The organism is Pseudoalteromonas xiamenensis (genome assembly GCF_030994125.1).
GTDB lineage: Bacteria > Pseudomonadota > Gammaproteobacteria > Enterobacterales > Alteromonadaceae > Pseudoalteromonas > Pseudoalteromonas xiamenensis_B.
On sequence record NZ_CP099918.1, the window covers coordinates 352516 to 368605 of the forward strand.

Sequence of the window (16090 nt, forward strand, 5' to 3'; positions counted from 1 at the left end):
CAACGCTTTATCCCTTCAGTTTGAGCCCAAATTTGGGCTCTTTTTGTTTTCACGCAAATCATTGAATTACACTAATTGGCCCTTCTTCTAGACAGTGTTCGCTTCTGTGTCAAAGATCAAATAGTTTTAATAGACCAGCACGCGCTTTTTCTGCCGGTTGCGCCGCGAAACCAAGACGAATGTGCGTTGCTACATTCGGAGGAGTTATATGGAATTCGCGCTCGCTTTGAATGTATATTTTATGCTGCCAAGCTCTCTCTTTCAGTTCTGATGACTCACGCATGATATCAACCCAAAGCGCCATCCCCCCATCAGGTACTTCAAAACTCATGACGTGGCCGGAATGTTTTATCTCGTTCAGTACATTGATCATCGCATCCCGACGAAGTCGATATGCTTTGGTCATTTTCCGTAAATGACGTTCAAAATGCCCTTCAGCCATCCAATGACCAATTGATAGTTGAGTCAGCGCGTCATTTCGATGATTCATTAATTGTTTTAACGCTATAAGTGGATGAAGAATGTGTTGAGGTGCGCATAGATAACCTGTTCGCGTCCCCGCAAACATCACTTTTGAAAACGTTGAAAGGTAAATGACAATCTGGGCAGGATCGTCTGTCGCCATTGGTTTTAAAGGCTGACACGCGTAGTGAAACTCATGATCGTAGTCATCTTCAACAATAAACACGCCATACTCATAGCATAATTGATAAATTTCCAGTCTTTTCGCTGCACTCAATGTTACGGTAGTTGGGTACTGATGAAGTGGAGTTAAATACAATAGCTTAACGCGCCCTGCGCTCAGCACCCTTTTTAGATGATCTAAACAGATCCCGGTCCTATCTTGCTGAATGCCTACTAGCTGTGCTCCGCATGATTCAAATACTTTTCGTGCTGGTGGATAACCGAGTACCTCAATCGCCACTTTGTCCCCAGGATTTATGAATAACGTAGCAATGAGAAACAAGGCTTCCTGCGAACCATTACACACCAAAACATCATCAAACGTCGCTCCCCGAGCGCGACGTAGATAGTGTAGAATTTGTTCTTTCAAAAGCGGCACGCCAGTGATTTCACCATAGTGCAATGCATGAGCATTTGCTTGACGACACATCACCGATAGCGAACGCCGGAACGAATCGAAAGGAAAAATGCTGATATCTGGCAACCCGCCGCCGAAGTGAAATTCAAAATCATGGATCTCTGATGTCGTCGGCTTGGCAAGGTTAAGTGCAAATGAAGGTGACACAGTGCGAAACGCTTTTAGTGTTTTACCACCTGAAGACCGTTCAATCGGTAAATCTGCTTCGACATAATAGCCACTGCGCTCTTTACTCACCAACCACCCTTCAGCGACGAGTTGTTGCAACGCGTGCATCATCGTATGTCTATTTACTTGAAAAGACTCAGCGAGAACTCGGGCCGAAGCCAGTTTTTCATTAGGTTTAAATTGACCCGCTCGAATAGCTTCTCTTAACGCATCTTGTACCGACTGATATTTTGGCGTTGTTCCGCCTATCATTACACCCACCATTCTGGTCTAGTTACTTTTAAATTTCTGGTTATTTTAGTTATACCAATTAAGGCGTATTTTAATCAACCTAATTACTGCTTAAGGAACCAATATGCTGACTGCACTCGAACTTACCTCTGATAAAATCAAGCTCGTGCCGCTAAACGAATCACACTTGCCTTCCCTGTTCGAAGCAGGACAAGGCCCGTCCGTATGGACCTGGCTATTTGGCAATTACTGCAAAACACCCGAAACGCTTAAAACATGGTTTCAAACAACGGCACAATTCGACCCAAACGAGCAGTTAGTGTTCGCCACTACGATTGCTCAAACAGGCGAAGTTGTTGGCACGACTCGTTTATTTCGCCTAGACCCCGCAAATCGGTCGATTGAAATTGGCCATACATTTATTACCGATAAATGGCAGCGTTCTTTTGTAAATACGCATGCCAAATACCTCATGCTCAAGCACGCTTTTGAAACGCTAGAGATGGTACGTGTTGAATTTCGTACGCACGAACACAATTCAAAGTCGCGAAAGGCGATTGCGCGTGTAGGCGCTACGTTTGAAGGACTGGCGCGCAAAGATAGGCTGTTGCCCAATGGTGAATATCGCAGTACAGCCAAATTCGCCATCATTGATGAAGATTGGCCTCTCGCGAAACAAAAATTGGAGCTGAGTTTATGAAACGTTACCCAAAACGACAGTTTATTGAAACGAACCCAAATGAACTTGTCAAAGTTATGTTGGCGTTTCCATTGGCTACGATTGTTGATCATCATCAAAACGTCGTCTTCGTCCCGCTTCAACCGGACGAATTGGGCACACAACTCAGTGGGCATGTCGCGGCGTACAACCCACTTGTTAACGCAGATGGCCAAGATATTGTTATCGTGTTTAGCGGTGAAGACGATTACATTTCACCGAACTTGGTGCCAAATCAATATTTGCCGACATGGCATTACAAAAAAGTTATCGTGAAAGGTACATTAAACACTATCAAGGATCCGAGGCTCGCGTGGCATGAACTGGTGAAACAAGTTGAGCATGTAGAGCAAACCGAGTCTTCACCTTGGAAAGCAAACTCGTTGAGTTTGGAAGAACAAGCGATGCTGATGAAACAAATTCAAGTCTTCACAATAGACATTGACTCTATTGAAGGTCACTTTAAACTCAGTCAGCACAAATCAACGGAGCATCAACTCGCCATTCGAGACGCGCTCCTAGCAAAAAAAGAGCAACATGCTGGAACTCAAAAAACTACTCGAGATGCTGAGATTATCGCCTGAACTTCTTGTTTTTAGTGATGTCATCGCAACCATTGATGCGCATTATCATTTTACAGCCGCTCGTTTTCACAATAACGGCTTAGACAATGAAAAAGGAACTAATTTAGGATCATGCAAAGTATTTGCTTTTGCAAAACAGCATAAGTTAACCAAGGACGAAACATTAGCTTGTTTTGCAGAACATTACTTCAAAGATGTACTTGTTCATAAGGATAGTCAGAGCCATCAGAATATCCGTCATTTTATGAACAGTGAGCATGGATTGGACCGCGTTATATTCGACAGTAACGTACTAATGAAAAAATAGGCAGAAGATCTGCCTATTTTTCTTTAGGGTATCAAAAGTGGAAGCTAATTAAGTTCTTTATCTACCCAAAACTTAGTACCTTTTAGCACCGCTTGAAGTGCCAGGCCGGTATCCGTTAACGAATAAACCGTTACGTCGTCCACGACCGCCTCAGCAGCAACAGCGACACCTTTATCTTCGTGTTTCGCGGCTGCATCCGCGTTTCCACCAAATGCCCAGCCATGTTCAATAAAACGTTTCATAGCTGCATCGGTGTGAAACACCATCACGATATTAAAGTCTTTTGCGCCTAGGCCTAAACCAAGTCCCGCTTCGGCCATATTCATATACGTTTGCTGGCCAGTACTGTTGTTTGTTACCACACCATAGCCACCACCAACACTCGCAATCAGCAAATTTACGTTTGCATTATCGAACACGGCGTAGCCTGGTGCAGAGCGAATTTGCTTTCTCACATCTGGTTTTTGAGCATAAAGTTGGTTCAAGGTATTCGTTTTCATACTTTGCACCACTTGGCGTTTTTCAGCTGGTGATGCATCACCGCTCGTTGCGCAGCCTGTTAATGTCAGTAAAAAACTGAGCGACACGATTTGTAATAGTGTTTTCATCATAAACCTCCTTATTGGTTTGCATTGAGTGTAGCAAAGCAACATAAGCGTGTGATGAATAAGCAAGAAAGAAAAAAGCCACGCAAAAAGCGTGGCTAATCGTTCATGGGTATACTTAAGGGATAAGTGTGAACAAGGCTTATTCTAGAGATTTAATAGTAAATTAAAATCACATTATAACGACGAGAATCATCGCTTTTTACGAACAATAGTGAAATCCGCTACAACTCGCTAAAATGCGTGCTATTCAACTTCTGCCATATAACAACACAAAGACCATGACGTATTTATTTTCGATAACCCTACTTTGGGCATTTTCGTTTAGCCTTATTGGTGTCTATCTCGCAGGCCAAGTAGATGCATGGTTTGCCGCATGGACACGCATTTTGCTTGCCACTCTCGTTTTACTGCCTTTTCTACGACCCTCTCGAATCTCGACACCACATAAACTCAAATTGATGCTGGTAGGTGCAATTCAAATTGGTGCAATGTACGGGTTTTACTACCAATCTTTTCTCTATCTCAGCGTTCCGGAGGTATTACTCTTTACAGTCATGACCCCGATATACATCACTCTAATCAACGATTTAATGGAAAAAACCTTCCATTGGCGTTATTTGCTTGTTGCGCTTTTGGCTGTCTTGGGCGCGGTGCTCATTCGCTATCAGACGCTCGATTTGAATTATTGGAAAGGCATCGCTATCGTACAAGGTGCGAATTTGTGCTTCGCTGCTGGCCAAGTCATGTATAAACACTTAGATAACCAGCTCACTATTAAGCATAGCGAGCGCTTTGGCTGGTTTTTCCTTGGTGCTCTACTGGTATCCTCGTGCAGTTTAGTGGCCTTTTGCAATGTCGATAAATTGCCCCAAACATCACTGCAATGGGGAGTTATCGTTTATTTAGGACTTGTCGCGTCTGGCCTTGGTTACCTAATGTGGAACAAAGGTGCTACGCTTGTGTCTGTGGGACAGCTTGCAGTCATGAACAATTTACTGATCCCCGCTGGCATTTTAGTTAATGTCATTATCTGGAGTAAACCAAGCGACCCCTTGCGCTTATCGCTGGGAAGTGCGGTTATTCTGTTGGCGCTGCTCATTGATACTTACTGGCAAAAACGTCGTATTTCAGCACAATAGTTTACGACAGCGGATCTTTACTAGGTGAGGATCCGTGTTTTCTTTCACGCTCACTATTTGATAGTCATGACTTATCAACAATTGAAGCATTGCTTTGAATTGGTTCATGGTTTTCACTTCAATTGCGCTAAATCCTTCGGCTTCACACCACGCTTCTTGCCTCAACAGTAGCGCACGAGCAATCCCTTTCCCACGATACGCCGGAACAACCGCGCCAAGCCAAGAATAAAATGTTTCGTCATTCAAGGCATAACCCAGTTTGTACGCAATAGGCTTACCTCGATGATAGGCAACTAGCGGCAGCATCTTCGCATTTGCTATTCGCTTTTGAAGATCAGTCGCTTTCTTTGGTGCACCAAATTCTGGGATTTGAGCCTCGACTTCTAAGACATGCTCAAGTGTTGCAGACTTTATTTCAAACTCATTGTGCATAATAGACCTATTCCTGATGAGGTTTACGGTAGAGCATACTTATTCGTCAGATTGCCTAATTTTTATTTTTTGACGTCCGTGGATCAGAATATTTTTCATTCGTCACAAAGTCGTTGTCGGTCAAGCTGTGCAAAAACGCGAGTAAGGCCTGTTTTTCGTCGTTGCTTAATACAAAGCCCTTTACAAACAAACTTTTATTTGGATGAAGCCTGCCATCTCCCGCTAACGGACCCGACTCAATATTTCGCCCGCCAGCCGCATAGAAGTCAATCACATCTGATAGGGTCGCGATACTACCATCATGCATGTAGGGTGCTGTTAATTCGACATTTCTGAGCGTCGGCGCTCTAAATCTGCCTTCATCCCCCAAGTTCAGCGTGACATCAATCATGCCCCGGTCATATTGGGGATAACCTTTGTGGTTAAAATTAGGCTGGTCGGTGTAATACAACCCTGTATTGTGAAACGCAAAACGGTTAATCGGCTGATTTTCATGGGTTGTTGATTGGGTAAAATTAAAACCACCATGACAATGATGGCACTCTAAACGCTCAGAGAAAAAGAGGTTCATACCTTTGATTTGTTGTTCGGTCAACGCATTATCATCCCCACTATAAGCGTAACGGTCAAATGGACTCGACAACGATATCAAACTTCGTACAAACGCGGCGAGTGCTTGCACGATACGATTGAACGACACCTCTTCACTCCCAAATGCCGCTTTGAATTTACTGGGATAATCACCTTGTCGAAAGTGTTTCAGAATGGAGGCTTCATTGCCTGTGATCCCCATTTCAATAGGTCTTTGCCCAAACATCGGGATCAGTAGCTGCGCTTCAATGTCTGTTAGGAATGGATGACTCCAAGTTAACGTTTTATTGTACGCCACGTTCACAAGAGCCAAGGCATTCCGCGTATGAGCCTGCCCAGTTGAGCCAACAGATACCTTGCGATTTTCAGCAAAGGCATAAGCTTGCTGATGGCAACTAGCACAACTTTGCGTACCGTTACCTGACAGCGCTTGGTCATAAAATAAATATCGACCAAGCGAAACCTTTGCCTCAGACATTGGATTGCCTTCGTGCACCAAGGGTTTTGGAAAGCCCGTCGGGATTGACCACGTATACTCCTTCGGCATGGCAATAAATGTGCTATACACAAACCAACCTACGAGAGGCAGCAATCCAAACAATGCAAGCACACATGCCTTCTTTTTACTCATGCTCACCTCTAAAAAGTGGCAAGTTAAGCCGCGGCATTACTGTTTTACATCCTTGCTGCTCAGGATCGCCCATGCAATCAGGCAAAGTAGTCAAATCGAGACCGCCAAGTAATGCGTTCAGATCAAACTCCACAACATGACTCTCGTTTAACTCAACGGAATACTGATAACGATTGGCTTGAACACAAGGTTGTGTTGGCGAACGCATGACGCTTGCCGACTGACACCCAATTGAACCTAAGTGAAATTCCCAACCTTCATTTTGCTGCTTTAAGTCTAAACGCAAGAATTTGTGTCCCTGCTGCCATGTCCAAAACATTTCAGGCACATTCAGCGGTGAAGCCTGCGTTAATGGGTTGCGGTGGTTTAATTCAAACGGTACACCCAAGGTAAAACTCAATATCCCCTTTGGGAGATGCCCTTCAATTTCAACACGCCAATGGCTTTGTGAGCAATCACCGCCGACCAACACGACATCCGCATTCTGCTCTATTCCATTGTCAACAAGAGTGAGGCGTTGACCATTTAAATAGAAATCAGACAGGTAAAATTGTAGTTGTTCTACGTTAAGCGCTGCCGAGTTATTTGACTGGCACAATAAAATTGGTGCTGCAGTGTTTCCCCAAACTGGGCGAATGGATAGGACTGACGTTTCATTTGGTAAACACCCTAAAAGACCCACACTCAACAAGGATGAATAGAATGTATACAGGAAATTTCTTTTCAAGTTAGTATTGTGTTCCTATATTGTGTATTACGACGATGTTATGCAGGTGCATGACAGGATGCACATTCGCTTGGAGAAAACGATGAAGCTTACTTTATCATCATTTTTAATCTGTTGTAGTATTTTTAGCGGTACAACGTTTGCTCATGCCGAGCATGACAAAGCACGATTTGTTGCTGCGGATGGCAGTGACAAAGGACGATGCGATACACCTGTACGTCCTTGCAAAAGCATCGAGTATGCAGTCAAACAAGCCAAAAAGGGCGATAAAGTACTCGTTGCCGAGGGAAACTATACCGTGAGCAGCAGTGCAGAATTGTTGGCATTAACCAGTGATATGGTCCCTGTTTTAGGCGGTTTCAATCGTTTTGACCACTTTTTAAATCAAGCACCATCCATACACACAACAACGCTTTATGGCGTGCCGAATGAGTTAAAAAACACTCTCTACAACAAAGGCTTTCATATCATTCAGGATGGCCTATCACGTTATCAAACAGACTTCGAGAAATTAAAACGTAACCAAATTGAACTGAATCAAACACATTCTCAAACTGCTTGTGTTAATGGAACAGCGGGCGCATTCGCGTGCTCAAACATTGATTTAGTCGCTCACATGCCGCTTTCTGCGTTTTCTCAATCGAGCGCCGCAGGTAACGACATTTGGGGACACGTTGACTTAAACGACAACACAGAATACGCCATCATGGGCTTCTACAACGGGGTCGCTGTTGTCAATCTATCACAACCAGAAAACCCAACCGAAGTCGGTTTTATCAAGGGCAAAAGCACAACTTGGCGTGACATCAAGGTCTATCAATTTTACTCAGATACACAAAAGCGTTGGCAAGCCTACGCTTACGTCACCTCAGAAAACGGGGCCGATGGAGTGATGATCATCGACCTATCAAACTTACCCAATTCCATTCGTTTAGTTAAAAATGACCTGATCTCAGGGCGCGCGCACAACGTGTATGTGTCTAATGTGGATTACAGTCTAAATATCGCGCTGAACCAACAAACTCCTACATTGCATTTAGTCGGGGAGAACGTATCAGGAGGGGCATACCGCAACATTTCACTCGCGTCCCCTCGTTCACTTTCTCTTGCAAGTCCAAATAGGGCCACTACACGTTCAGATTACACACACGATGCGGTATCTTTTTGGGTTCGTGATTCTCGCGCGTCTCGAGATTGCCAAAACACCAACGGTTTAGGGTGCGAAGTCTTCGTTGATTTTAACGAAGAAGAAGTCCGCTTATGGGATATCACCGACAAAACGCAACACGTTGAACTTGCTCAGGCTAAATACCAAAATGCCGAGTATGTGCATTCTGGCTGGTGGAGCGAAGACGGACAGTACCTCTTTGTTCATGATGAAGTGGACGAACTTAGCCACGGATTTAACACCACCTTACGGGTTTTTGATGTCTCGGTGTTGACCAATCCCATCTTAGTGAAAGAATGGCAAGGACCAACATCTGCGATTGACCACAATGGCTTTGTAAAAGGTAACCGTTACTATATGTCGAATTACCAACGAGGCCTTACCGTATTAGATATAACAAATCCGACTTCACCACAGCAAATCGGATTTTTTGATACGTTTCCAAACAGCGATGGCGCGCAATTTAATGGTGCTTGGGGTACTTATCCGTACTTACCTTCCGGTCTGATTCTCGTCAGCGACATCAACAGTGGCCTTTACATACTTCGAGATCAGACAAAAACCAGCGCCTCAGGCACGCTAAAAGTAGCCCAACCAATTCTGCAATTGGAGCCAACGGCAACACAAGCCACAATAGAAATTCAGCGTATCCAAGGTAGCAGCGGCGCCATCAGTGTGGATTATGATGTGTTGGCCGGTAATGCCACCGCAACCGATTTTACACCAACGTCAGGCACCTTAACTTGGGCTGCTTTGGACACGAATAGTAAATCCATTTCATTCCCCATCCTTACCGCTCATTCGGCATTTAATAAATCCGTATTTGTGCGGCTTCACAATGTTCAAGGCGGAGCCACACTCACCAGTCACGTAGCGCGAGTGAATTTTGGCGAACAACCGAGCAAGGCTGGTTACGCAGATATACACTCACAGGCTGTGCGGGTAGTGGAAAACAAGGGTGCCTTTAATATTGAAATAAAACGGATTAATGGTACGGAAGGCGATTTAATCGTGCAGTACGCGTTCGAAGACGAAGCGGCAGGTGCGATTGCGGGAGCCCTCAAAGGTGAACTTCATTGGCAGAACGGAGAAACGGCCAACAAAGTCTTAACTTTCCAAACCATCGATAACACAACCGCTAACGCTGACCATCAGTATCAATTCACCCTTTCAGGTGACGCTCTGGGGACAAATAAACAACTGTCGGTGCAAATACTCGATGACGAATCAAACGTTGCTCCTGAAATTTACCTCACACAAATCGTTGAAGTGAATACTCGACAAGTCATCCAAGTGTCGGCAAACGTAACAGACGCAAATAACGATGCGGTAACCCTCAACTGGACGCAAACATCGGGCACACTCGTCACCATCAGCGATCCTGCTAATGCCTCAATAAATTTCCAAGCACCCGACATCGCCGGAGAGCTTCGCTTTTTACTCACCGCAACCGACGAGCGAGGCAAATCAACAGAACAAGCAATTACCGTAAAAGTCACGGAACCCGCGACAACAACTCCAGTTACTGCCCCATCGAACTCCTCTGGAGGCAGCGTATATTCTCTTTTGGTGCTCATGTTATTGATGCTTAAAGGGAGAAATAAAAATTAAGGATTGTGTTTTTAACATTAGAAAATGGGAACGGCCCATTTTCTAAGTGGCCTGCGCGGCAGTGAACAGTATCAAGAAATGATTTCATCCTAAAAATCCATTTGTGTTTTACCTTACATCAAGTTAGGTATAACAACATGATGTATATCATATTTAATAATTTTTAATCACATAATTCTTACAATTTAAGATTCTTTAATTGGCATTTTTTGGCGCTAATCTGCCATAACTCGAGAAAAGCCGATGGAGGAATAATCATGATTAAAACAACGTTAAATCGAACGTTTGTAATAGCGTTCAGCCTTATATCGAGTTTCGCGCTGCATTTCCCAGCTTTCGCGAAATCCGATTCCAATAATGACGTCATGTTTGATGACTTTAGCTACAAGTCGTTCAGCGAGGCCGCTAGTAACGGCTGGCTCATACGCACTGAATCAGGTCACCCTGGCATAAAAAATGGGGTTTGGTGGGCAGATGGCGTGACATTTCATCCTGACATCACTAATAGCAACAATCAGGTAATGCGCATTACTTCTCAGACAGATGGCACTTCCGTTAATACACGGCAAACTCAAGTATGTCATCAACGTAAGTACCTCGAAGGCACGTACGCGGCACGTGTACATTTTAACGACAAACCTGATTACGGTGTAGACGGTGATGGTGTTGTGCAAACGTTTTATGCTATCAGCCCTCTGGAAAAGCCGCTTGATAAAGATTACAGCGAAACCGATTTCGAATATTTACCAAACGGAGGATGGGGCGAAGAGAACAATGCGTTATTTGCCACATCGTGGGAAACCTTTCAGCTGACGCCATGGACGCCAATAAACGAACACAACGCCCGTAGGGGATCACTACAAGGTTGGCACGTGTTAGTGCTCACTATCGCAGATAATATCTTAAATTATTATGTTGATGGAGAGCTTTTCGCAACGCACAGTAGTCAAGTTTATCCTGAAGTACCTATGTCGATAAACTTTAATTTATGGTTTATTGCCGAGCAAATTGTCACTCAACAAACCATGCGCCAATACAGTCAAGATATTGATTGGGTGTACTTCGCAGCAAAAAGTAAACTTGATACAAAAACGGTGCTCAGCAAAGTTGAAATGCTCAGAAAACAACATGCTCATTTCACCGACACCGTGCCCGCAGGTAACTACCCAGCATACTGCAGCTTATAGCATCAACCTTTGAATGGCTTCTCTTATCCAGAATTCCCCCAACCTAATTTGATAAAAGAATGCCATTCAATTTCGCAGTACGCTCAGTAAAACGCCTTAATTCACAAGTGGAAAGGTCTTGTTTCTAAACGTTTCAACTCGTGCAATCAATAGCGGATCATCACTGTTTTTGGCAATGTTTTCCGCCTCAGCAAAGAATTGCGCAGCCTTTTGTTCATTAAGTTCATTTTGTGCAAGTTCCACCTTGGCAAGTAATACCCAAATTTGATTCGCAGGCACATCGGCTTGTTGCGCAATTAGCATTGCTTGATTGAGCTGATCCCACGCGGCTTCGTCTTCGCTTTCAGCCGCAAAGACTTTCGCGAGCTCAATAAGCGTTGCGGTGCGTCCATAACTTTCAGGCCGTACTTGATGCAATCTTAGTGAATTTTGTAGGGCAGCTTTAGCTGCAACAAAGTCGCCTTGCATTCGTTTAATCTTTGCAAATTCCTCATTACTGTAGGCTTCAAACAATGGGTCTTCCAACTGGTGTGCAAGTTGTACGGCTATTGCTACGTGAGTTTCCGCCTTGGCTAATACTTGTTGGTCGCCCTGTGCATGAGACAGCAGTAAGTATCCTAAAAGTAGATGTGTACGCATCACTTCTCTATCCACTTGCGATGCATGCTTCATTAGTACGTCATCCAGTTCCTGTATACCTTTGTCCAACTCACCTGAATTGGCATACGAAGCACCTAGGTAGCGGCTAATCGGTAAATAATCTGGCGTGCTTTGTTTAGCTGCACGCAGCAATGTAATTGCTTCATGAAAGTGGCCGTTGAGATAGTAATTTATCCCTTCGACAAACGCGGAATGTCCAAAATCATAGCTGATGAGTGCAGCGTGTTCAGCATTATCCTGTAATTGAAAACGCTTATTTAGACGCTTAATCAAATCGGAAAATGCCTCGTTTACTCGTTGCTTAAATACTATTCCTTTTTCTTGCGCGTACGGAAAATATAACGTGTATTGAAGTTGATAGTCTTCTGGAAATCCCTGTAGACGAGTTGCGACGACCACATCAGCGCCAATGTATGGCAATAAATCATAATAATCCCCCGCTTGCACGGCATTCAATTCCTTAGACGTCAATCGCTCAAACGCATAGTGGATCTCCTCCATGCTGACAATTTGCCAATGGCTTTTGTTAGATTGACTCGAGCGAGAGAACATATCCATAAGAAAACGTTGACCATTCATACTCACCCAATTGTGGTTGGCATCGCTCAATTGATTAATAACAGGTAAGAATGCAATTCGCTGCGCTTGGATGTTATCGCGGAAAAACAGACTGATTGCCACGGCAAGCACAAGTAGAGAAAAAAAGAACGTAAAAACGAGCGGCTTCTTAAAACGTGTTATTGTAGCTTTGTCTAAAGGCATGTCGGATATTTCAGCTACCCATTGATAGCCTTGCCGTGGGAACGTTCGTATTACATCCGATCCTAGAATATCGCGAATTTCCTTAATTGACTGCACCAAAACCTGCTCTTGTACAATAACATCCGACCATATTTCAGCAAGCATGCGATCTTTTGAGACAACGCTGTCTTTTTCGCGCAAAAGTAAAGCGATCACCTGCAATGTTTTGGCTCTCAAGGTGTAAACCTCGTTCCCTTTTGAGATGACCCCTCGTCTTACATCGATTTGAAAACCATTGCCGAAGTATTGCATGCGTCGTTTGCAGAGTAGTTATTTACAAAACACGTTATCGAATTTTTGCGTAAATTTGAAGTAGAAATAGACTACTTGAAAGAGGACGAGGAATTAAACGTAGGCGCAAAACTGGGACAATCATAACGGAACCTATTTAGACGTTGCGTTGTGCGCATAACTTGCGCAAACCCAATTGTCACAAGCCTATACCCTAGTTAAACACAAAGCTATCCACAGATTTTGTGGATAACACAACCATACTGATTAATATTCAAACACTTACTCTAGCGGTGTATAACTTTTTCTAGGAGCGCATCGTTTAAGAAAACGTCTAGCGCTCTGAATCCCCAAAAACACTTTTGACCGTCATTTCATCAGTTACAGCGAACCAAAGACATCAAAGTGATAACATTTTTACTACACCAACAAAAATCAACATAAAATTAATTTACTTACAAAACAACAAAATAAAAATAATAAATCGCAGGTGTTACTAAAACATTACAAAATATGTAAATTTTTTATTGCATTTCTTTGTACCTCATACTAATAATCTACTTGACCTGAACGGTCGAAAAATACGCAATATAAAAATCAATAGGACCAATTATGACAACAAGTATCCAAGCATTCTCTCGCACAGCGCTTGCAATGGCGTTAATGGGCGCTACAAGCGCATTTGCAGCAAACAACGTAGATGTTTCTGTTAATTTAGAAACGCATACAAATGGCAACGTTTCTGCAGTGGTTCAATTTACGAACCAATCAAATCACACTCAAAAACTATTGAGCTGGTACACCGACTTAGAAGAAGAGCACATTTTCAAAGTGACTCGTGATGGCGAAGAAGTCGCGTTCAATGGACCGCATTTCAAACGTCCTGCTCCAACAGAAAATGACTACATCACCTTGAACGCAGGCGAAAGCATGACTAAAACGTTCGAGTTAACGGGTTTTTACGATTTCAGCCAGCCTGGTAATTATGAAGTAAGTTATAACGTACATTCACTCAACCTATTTCAGCAACCTACATTAATGCCAATTGACAGTAAGTTGCACAACACCGCGTCACGTTCAAACGCAAACGTATCAACGTTAAAGTCTGAATCAGTATCAGTGTGGATTAATGGCATGGGTCTAAAAATGGATAACATGCGAACTTCAGCAAAACCAACGGCTGCTGCAAGCGATTGTGTCGGTGGTACGTGCTTCACTGGACGTTGTGACAACGGACAGAAAAACGACATTCTATCCGCGCTCAACGCTGCTGACCAAATGGCGAACAGCTCTGTTAGCTACCTAAATAGTCATTCATCAAGTTCAGCAAGCGCACGTTACACAACATGGTTTGGTTCAAGCACATCGAGCCGCTATAACACGGTATCGGATCATTTTGATGCGATTAATGATGCAATTGACAACAAGCCGCTAACGTTCGATTGCAGCTGTAAGAAATCCTACTTTGCATACGTATATCCGAATCAACCTTACAAAGTATACCTGTGTCGTGCGTTCTGGAGTGCAAATGAATCAGGTACAGATTCTCGCGGTGGTACAATCATTCATGAGCTAAGTCACTTCAATGCAGTTGCAGGTACTGATGACATCGTGTACGGTCAATCTGGCGCGAAAAGTCTTGCGATTTCAGACCCAAGTCAAGCAATTCAAAACGCGGATAGCCATGAATACTTCGCAGAAAATACGCCATACCAAAACTAATCCGACAGCGTGACAGGATTACAACGCGTATAGAATTTGCCAACGCATTTGAAATGCGTTTGGCGACTCTTTGGGCATAGCAGTTAACGGGGCAAAGGCCCCGTTATTTTACAAAAAGGCATGATAAATGAATAAACGCATTCTCTTTTTGTTGGGTTCCTTGACTATGACTTCAAACACCGTGTTTGCATCGATTGACTGTGAGCTGCATGTTCCAAAAGAGGGTGTTGTTGAAAAACCCTTTATCGTGGAATTCACTGTTAAAAACAATGCTGCAACAGAAGCTGAAATATTGACTTGGCTAACGCCACTGGAAGGATTTTGGTCTTCTTTGTTTATACTGAGAAATCAGCAAAAACAGGAATTGGTGTACCAAGGTCCAAAAGCAAAGAGGCTAGCACCAACACCTGATGATTATTTACACCTAAAACCGAATGAATCTTATCGTACGTCGTTAGACCTTGCTGAGGTTTATGAAATACCACCTGGAAAATACACCTTAATTCCGAACAGTGCACAATCAAGCCTTCCATGCTGGCAATCATTACACACGGTTCAATGGTCCTTCATGGTTAGCAAATAGTGCGCTGAACTCTCAAGAATGTAACTTAGTTATACCTGATAAACGAAGACTGACTACGCCATCCGCTAACGTTTCGACGTCAACACCACACACATTTTTTAGCATAAACAGCAGCTTTTCCATTTGAGCCGTTTGACCTTCCGAAGGTGCTTCGCCAGTAGCAAACAACAATAAAGCTTCTGCACTTTCAAAAGTTGGATCCGATTCTGAGTATGGGTTGAATTCCTTAGATAGAGAATGTTTGTTATCCATCTCCGACGCCCTTTAGGTTAGTTCTCTTTATAAAAGAATGAGGTACATATTGCCTATCAACGACGACCCCACGCTTCTATCCTGCTGTCTCACAATTATATCCGCTCTCCCCTTTGAAGCCGATTACAGCCAATTACACCTGTATTCAGTCGCGTTTTCTTCGCTCTACTTTACATTCTTACTCGTTCACGGTAGGCTTTGACAGTTACCAGATTAGGATTTAATCATGCTTAAAGGCATTTCAACGTACATTTTAGTTGTACTTGTGATGTGGCAAAACTTAGCGTTTGCTGCAATGCCTTGTCATATGCAACCGCATAAAATGACACACACAATGCCTTCTTTCCAAATCACCGAAATGAACCATAGCATGGAAGATCATGCACTGATGGATATGGACGTGGTAAGTACCATGAGTGATGAAGATTGTTGTGATACGAAATGTTACTGCCCAACTAACGCCTGTGGTGCGCTACATTTCGTGAATATGTCAAGCGGTTATAACCCGCTTCACGTACCAAACGAACGTGTCGAATCTGCTTTAATCCATTTTGAATCAAGCTTCCCTCGGTCGCTTTATAAGCCACCCATTTTCGCCTAACCCAGGGTTAGTGCATCCAAAATTAGCCTAACAGTC

Annotated in this window: 16 protein-coding genes; 9 read left to right on the top strand and 7 right to left on the bottom strand. The window is 43.5% G+C overall.

The window, feature by feature from the left end; translation table 11 throughout:
* Positions 1 to 109: 109 nt before the first annotated feature.
* Complete coding sequence (pdxR, locus tag NI389_RS18665; protein WP_308362974.1) at positions 110 to 1522, bottom strand: MocR-like pyridoxine biosynthesis transcription factor PdxR; 1413 nt, start codon at positions 1520 to 1522, stop codon at positions 110 to 112.
* A 103-nt stretch (positions 1523 to 1625) separates the two neighbouring features.
* Between pdxR and NI389_RS18670 the strand changes: the two genes are divergently transcribed.
* Genes NI389_RS18670 through NI389_RS18680 form a run of 3 tightly spaced genes read left to right on the top strand, consistent with a single transcriptional unit; the run spans position 1626 to position 3110 of the window.
* The gene (locus tag NI389_RS18670) at positions 1626 to 2201 is read left to right on the top strand and encodes a GNAT family N-acetyltransferase (RefSeq protein WP_308362976.1); all 576 of its coding nucleotides are present in this window, start codon (positions 1626 to 1628) and stop codon (positions 2199 to 2201) included.
* A complete protein-coding gene (locus NI389_RS18675) occupies positions 2198 to 2803 on the top strand; it encodes an FMN-binding negative transcriptional regulator (RefSeq protein ID WP_308362978.1) in 606 nt (201 codons plus the stop codon). Before NI389_RS18670 ends, NI389_RS18675 begins: the two co-directional genes overlap by 4 nt.
* Positions 2757 to 3110, top strand: coding sequence for a HopJ type III effector protein (locus tag NI389_RS18680; RefSeq protein WP_308362980.1), 354 nt, complete (start codon positions 2757 to 2759; stop codon positions 3108 to 3110). Before NI389_RS18675 ends, NI389_RS18680 begins: the two co-directional genes overlap by 47 nt.
* Positions 3111 to 3154: 44 nt before the next feature.
* On the opposite strand, the gene NI389_RS18685 is transcribed toward NI389_RS18680, so the two are convergent.
* Positions 3155 to 3718, bottom strand: a complete 564-nt coding sequence (locus NI389_RS18685) for a lipid-binding SYLF domain-containing protein (RefSeq protein WP_308363485.1) — start codon at positions 3716 to 3718, stop codon at positions 3155 to 3157.
* Positions 3719 to 3996: 278 nt separating this feature from the next.
* Between NI389_RS18685 and NI389_RS18690 the strand changes: the two genes are divergently transcribed.
* A complete protein-coding gene (locus tag NI389_RS18690) occupies positions 3997 to 4857 on the top strand; it encodes an EamA family transporter (protein ID WP_308362982.1) in 861 nt (286 codons plus the stop codon).
* On the opposite strand, the gene NI389_RS18695 is transcribed toward NI389_RS18690, so the two are convergent.
* From NI389_RS18695 to NI389_RS18705, 3 genes are read right to left on the bottom strand one after another with little or no spacing between them, the layout of a single operon-like run.
* Entirely contained in the window at positions 4846 to 5289 is a 444-nt protein-coding gene (locus tag NI389_RS18695) for a GNAT family N-acetyltransferase (RefSeq protein ID WP_308362984.1), read from the bottom strand. The two genes, NI389_RS18690 and NI389_RS18695, sit on opposite strands and share 12 nt — an antisense overlap.
* Positions 5290 to 5344: 55 nt before the next feature.
* Positions 5345 to 6511 (bottom strand): MbnH family di-heme enzyme, encoded by a 1167-nt coding sequence (locus NI389_RS18700; protein WP_308362986.1) that lies wholly within the window; start codon positions 6509 to 6511, stop codon positions 5345 to 5347.
* Entirely contained in the window at positions 6504 to 7238 is a 735-nt protein-coding gene (locus tag NI389_RS18705) for an MbnP family copper-binding protein (protein ID WP_308362988.1), read from the bottom strand. Before NI389_RS18705 ends, NI389_RS18700 begins: the two co-directional genes overlap by 8 nt.
* A gap of 82 nt (positions 7239 to 7320) precedes the next feature.
* Between NI389_RS18705 and NI389_RS18710 the strand changes: the two genes are divergently transcribed.
* The gene (locus NI389_RS18710) at positions 7321 to 10017 is read left to right on the top strand and encodes a choice-of-anchor B family protein (RefSeq protein ID WP_308362991.1); all 2697 of its coding nucleotides are present in this window, start codon (positions 7321 to 7323) and stop codon (positions 10015 to 10017) included.
* Positions 10018 to 10274: 257 nt separating this feature from the next.
* Entirely contained in the window at positions 10275 to 11204 is a 930-nt protein-coding gene (locus NI389_RS18715; protein WP_308362993.1) for a glycoside hydrolase family 16 protein, read from the top strand.
* A 96-nt stretch (positions 11205 to 11300) separates the two neighbouring features.
* On the opposite strand, the gene NI389_RS18720 is transcribed toward NI389_RS18715, so the two are convergent.
* Complete coding sequence (locus tag NI389_RS18720; protein ID WP_308362995.1) at positions 11301 to 12842, bottom strand: winged helix-turn-helix domain-containing protein; 1542 nt, start codon at positions 12840 to 12842, stop codon at positions 11301 to 11303.
* 666 nt (positions 12843 to 13508) lie between these two features.
* Between NI389_RS18720 and NI389_RS18725 the strand changes: the two genes are divergently transcribed.
* Together NI389_RS18725 and NI389_RS18730 are read left to right on the top strand one after the other, a co-directional pair.
* A complete protein-coding gene (locus NI389_RS18725) occupies positions 13509 to 14618 on the top strand; it encodes a M35 family metallo-endopeptidase (RefSeq protein WP_308362996.1) in 1110 nt (369 codons plus the stop codon).
* A gap of 127 nt (positions 14619 to 14745) precedes the next feature.
* Positions 14746 to 15201, top strand: a complete 456-nt coding sequence (locus NI389_RS18730) for a hypothetical protein (RefSeq protein WP_308362997.1) — start codon at positions 14746 to 14748, stop codon at positions 15199 to 15201.
* 12 nt (positions 15202 to 15213) lie between these two features.
* On the opposite strand, the gene NI389_RS18735 is transcribed toward NI389_RS18730, so the two are convergent.
* Positions 15214 to 15453: a hypothetical protein gene (locus tag NI389_RS18735; protein WP_308362998.1), complete on the bottom strand. Its 240-nt coding sequence runs from the start codon at positions 15451 to 15453 to the stop codon at positions 15214 to 15216.
* Between the two features lie 226 nt (positions 15454 to 15679).
* Between NI389_RS18735 and NI389_RS18740 the strand changes: the two genes are divergently transcribed.
* Positions 15680 to 16054 carry a hypothetical protein gene (locus NI389_RS18740; protein WP_308362999.1) on the top strand — a complete coding sequence of 125 codons (375 nt, stop codon included), beginning with the start codon at positions 15680 to 15682 and terminating at the stop codon, positions 16052 to 16054.
* Positions 16055 to 16090: the final 36 nt, after the last annotated feature.

Coding starts and splice junctions, on each gene's coding strand:
- pdxR (WP_308362974.1), bottom strand. CDS start 1,522: ATGATAGGCGGAACAACGCCAAAATATCAGTCGGTACAAGATGCGTTA.
- NI389_RS18670 (WP_308362976.1), top strand. CDS start 1,626: ATGCTGACTGCACTCGAACTTACCTCTGATAAAATCAAGCTCGTGCCG.
- NI389_RS18675 (WP_308362978.1), top strand. CDS start 2,198: ATGAAACGTTACCCAAAACGACAGTTTATTGAAACGAACCCAAATGAA.
- NI389_RS18680 (WP_308362980.1), top strand. CDS start 2,757: ATGCTGGAACTCAAAAAACTACTCGAGATGCTGAGATTATCGCCTGAA.
- NI389_RS18685 (WP_308363485.1), bottom strand. CDS start 3,718: ATGAAAACACTATTACAAATCGTGTCGCTCAGTTTTTTACTGACATTA.
- NI389_RS18690 (WP_308362982.1), top strand. CDS start 3,997: ATGACGTATTTATTTTCGATAACCCTACTTTGGGCATTTTCGTTTAGC.
- NI389_RS18695 (WP_308362984.1), bottom strand. CDS start 5,289: ATGCACAATGAGTTTGAAATAAAGTCTGCAACACTTGAGCATGTCTTA.
- NI389_RS18700 (WP_308362986.1), bottom strand. CDS start 6,511: ATGAGTAAAAAGAAGGCATGTGTGCTTGCATTGTTTGGATTGCTGCCT.
- NI389_RS18710 (WP_308362991.1), top strand. CDS start 7,321: ATGAAGCTTACTTTATCATCATTTTTAATCTGTTGTAGTATTTTTAGC.
- NI389_RS18715 (WP_308362993.1), top strand. CDS start 10,275: ATGATTAAAACAACGTTAAATCGAACGTTTGTAATAGCGTTCAGCCTT.
- NI389_RS18725 (WP_308362996.1), top strand. CDS start 13,509: ATGACAACAAGTATCCAAGCATTCTCTCGCACAGCGCTTGCAATGGCG.
- NI389_RS18730 (WP_308362997.1), top strand. CDS start 14,746: ATGAATAAACGCATTCTCTTTTTGTTGGGTTCCTTGACTATGACTTCA.
- NI389_RS18735 (WP_308362998.1), bottom strand. CDS start 15,453: ATGGATAACAAACATTCTCTATCTAAGGAATTCAACCCATACTCAGAA.
- NI389_RS18740 (WP_308362999.1), top strand. CDS start 15,680: ATGCTTAAAGGCATTTCAACGTACATTTTAGTTGTACTTGTGATGTGG.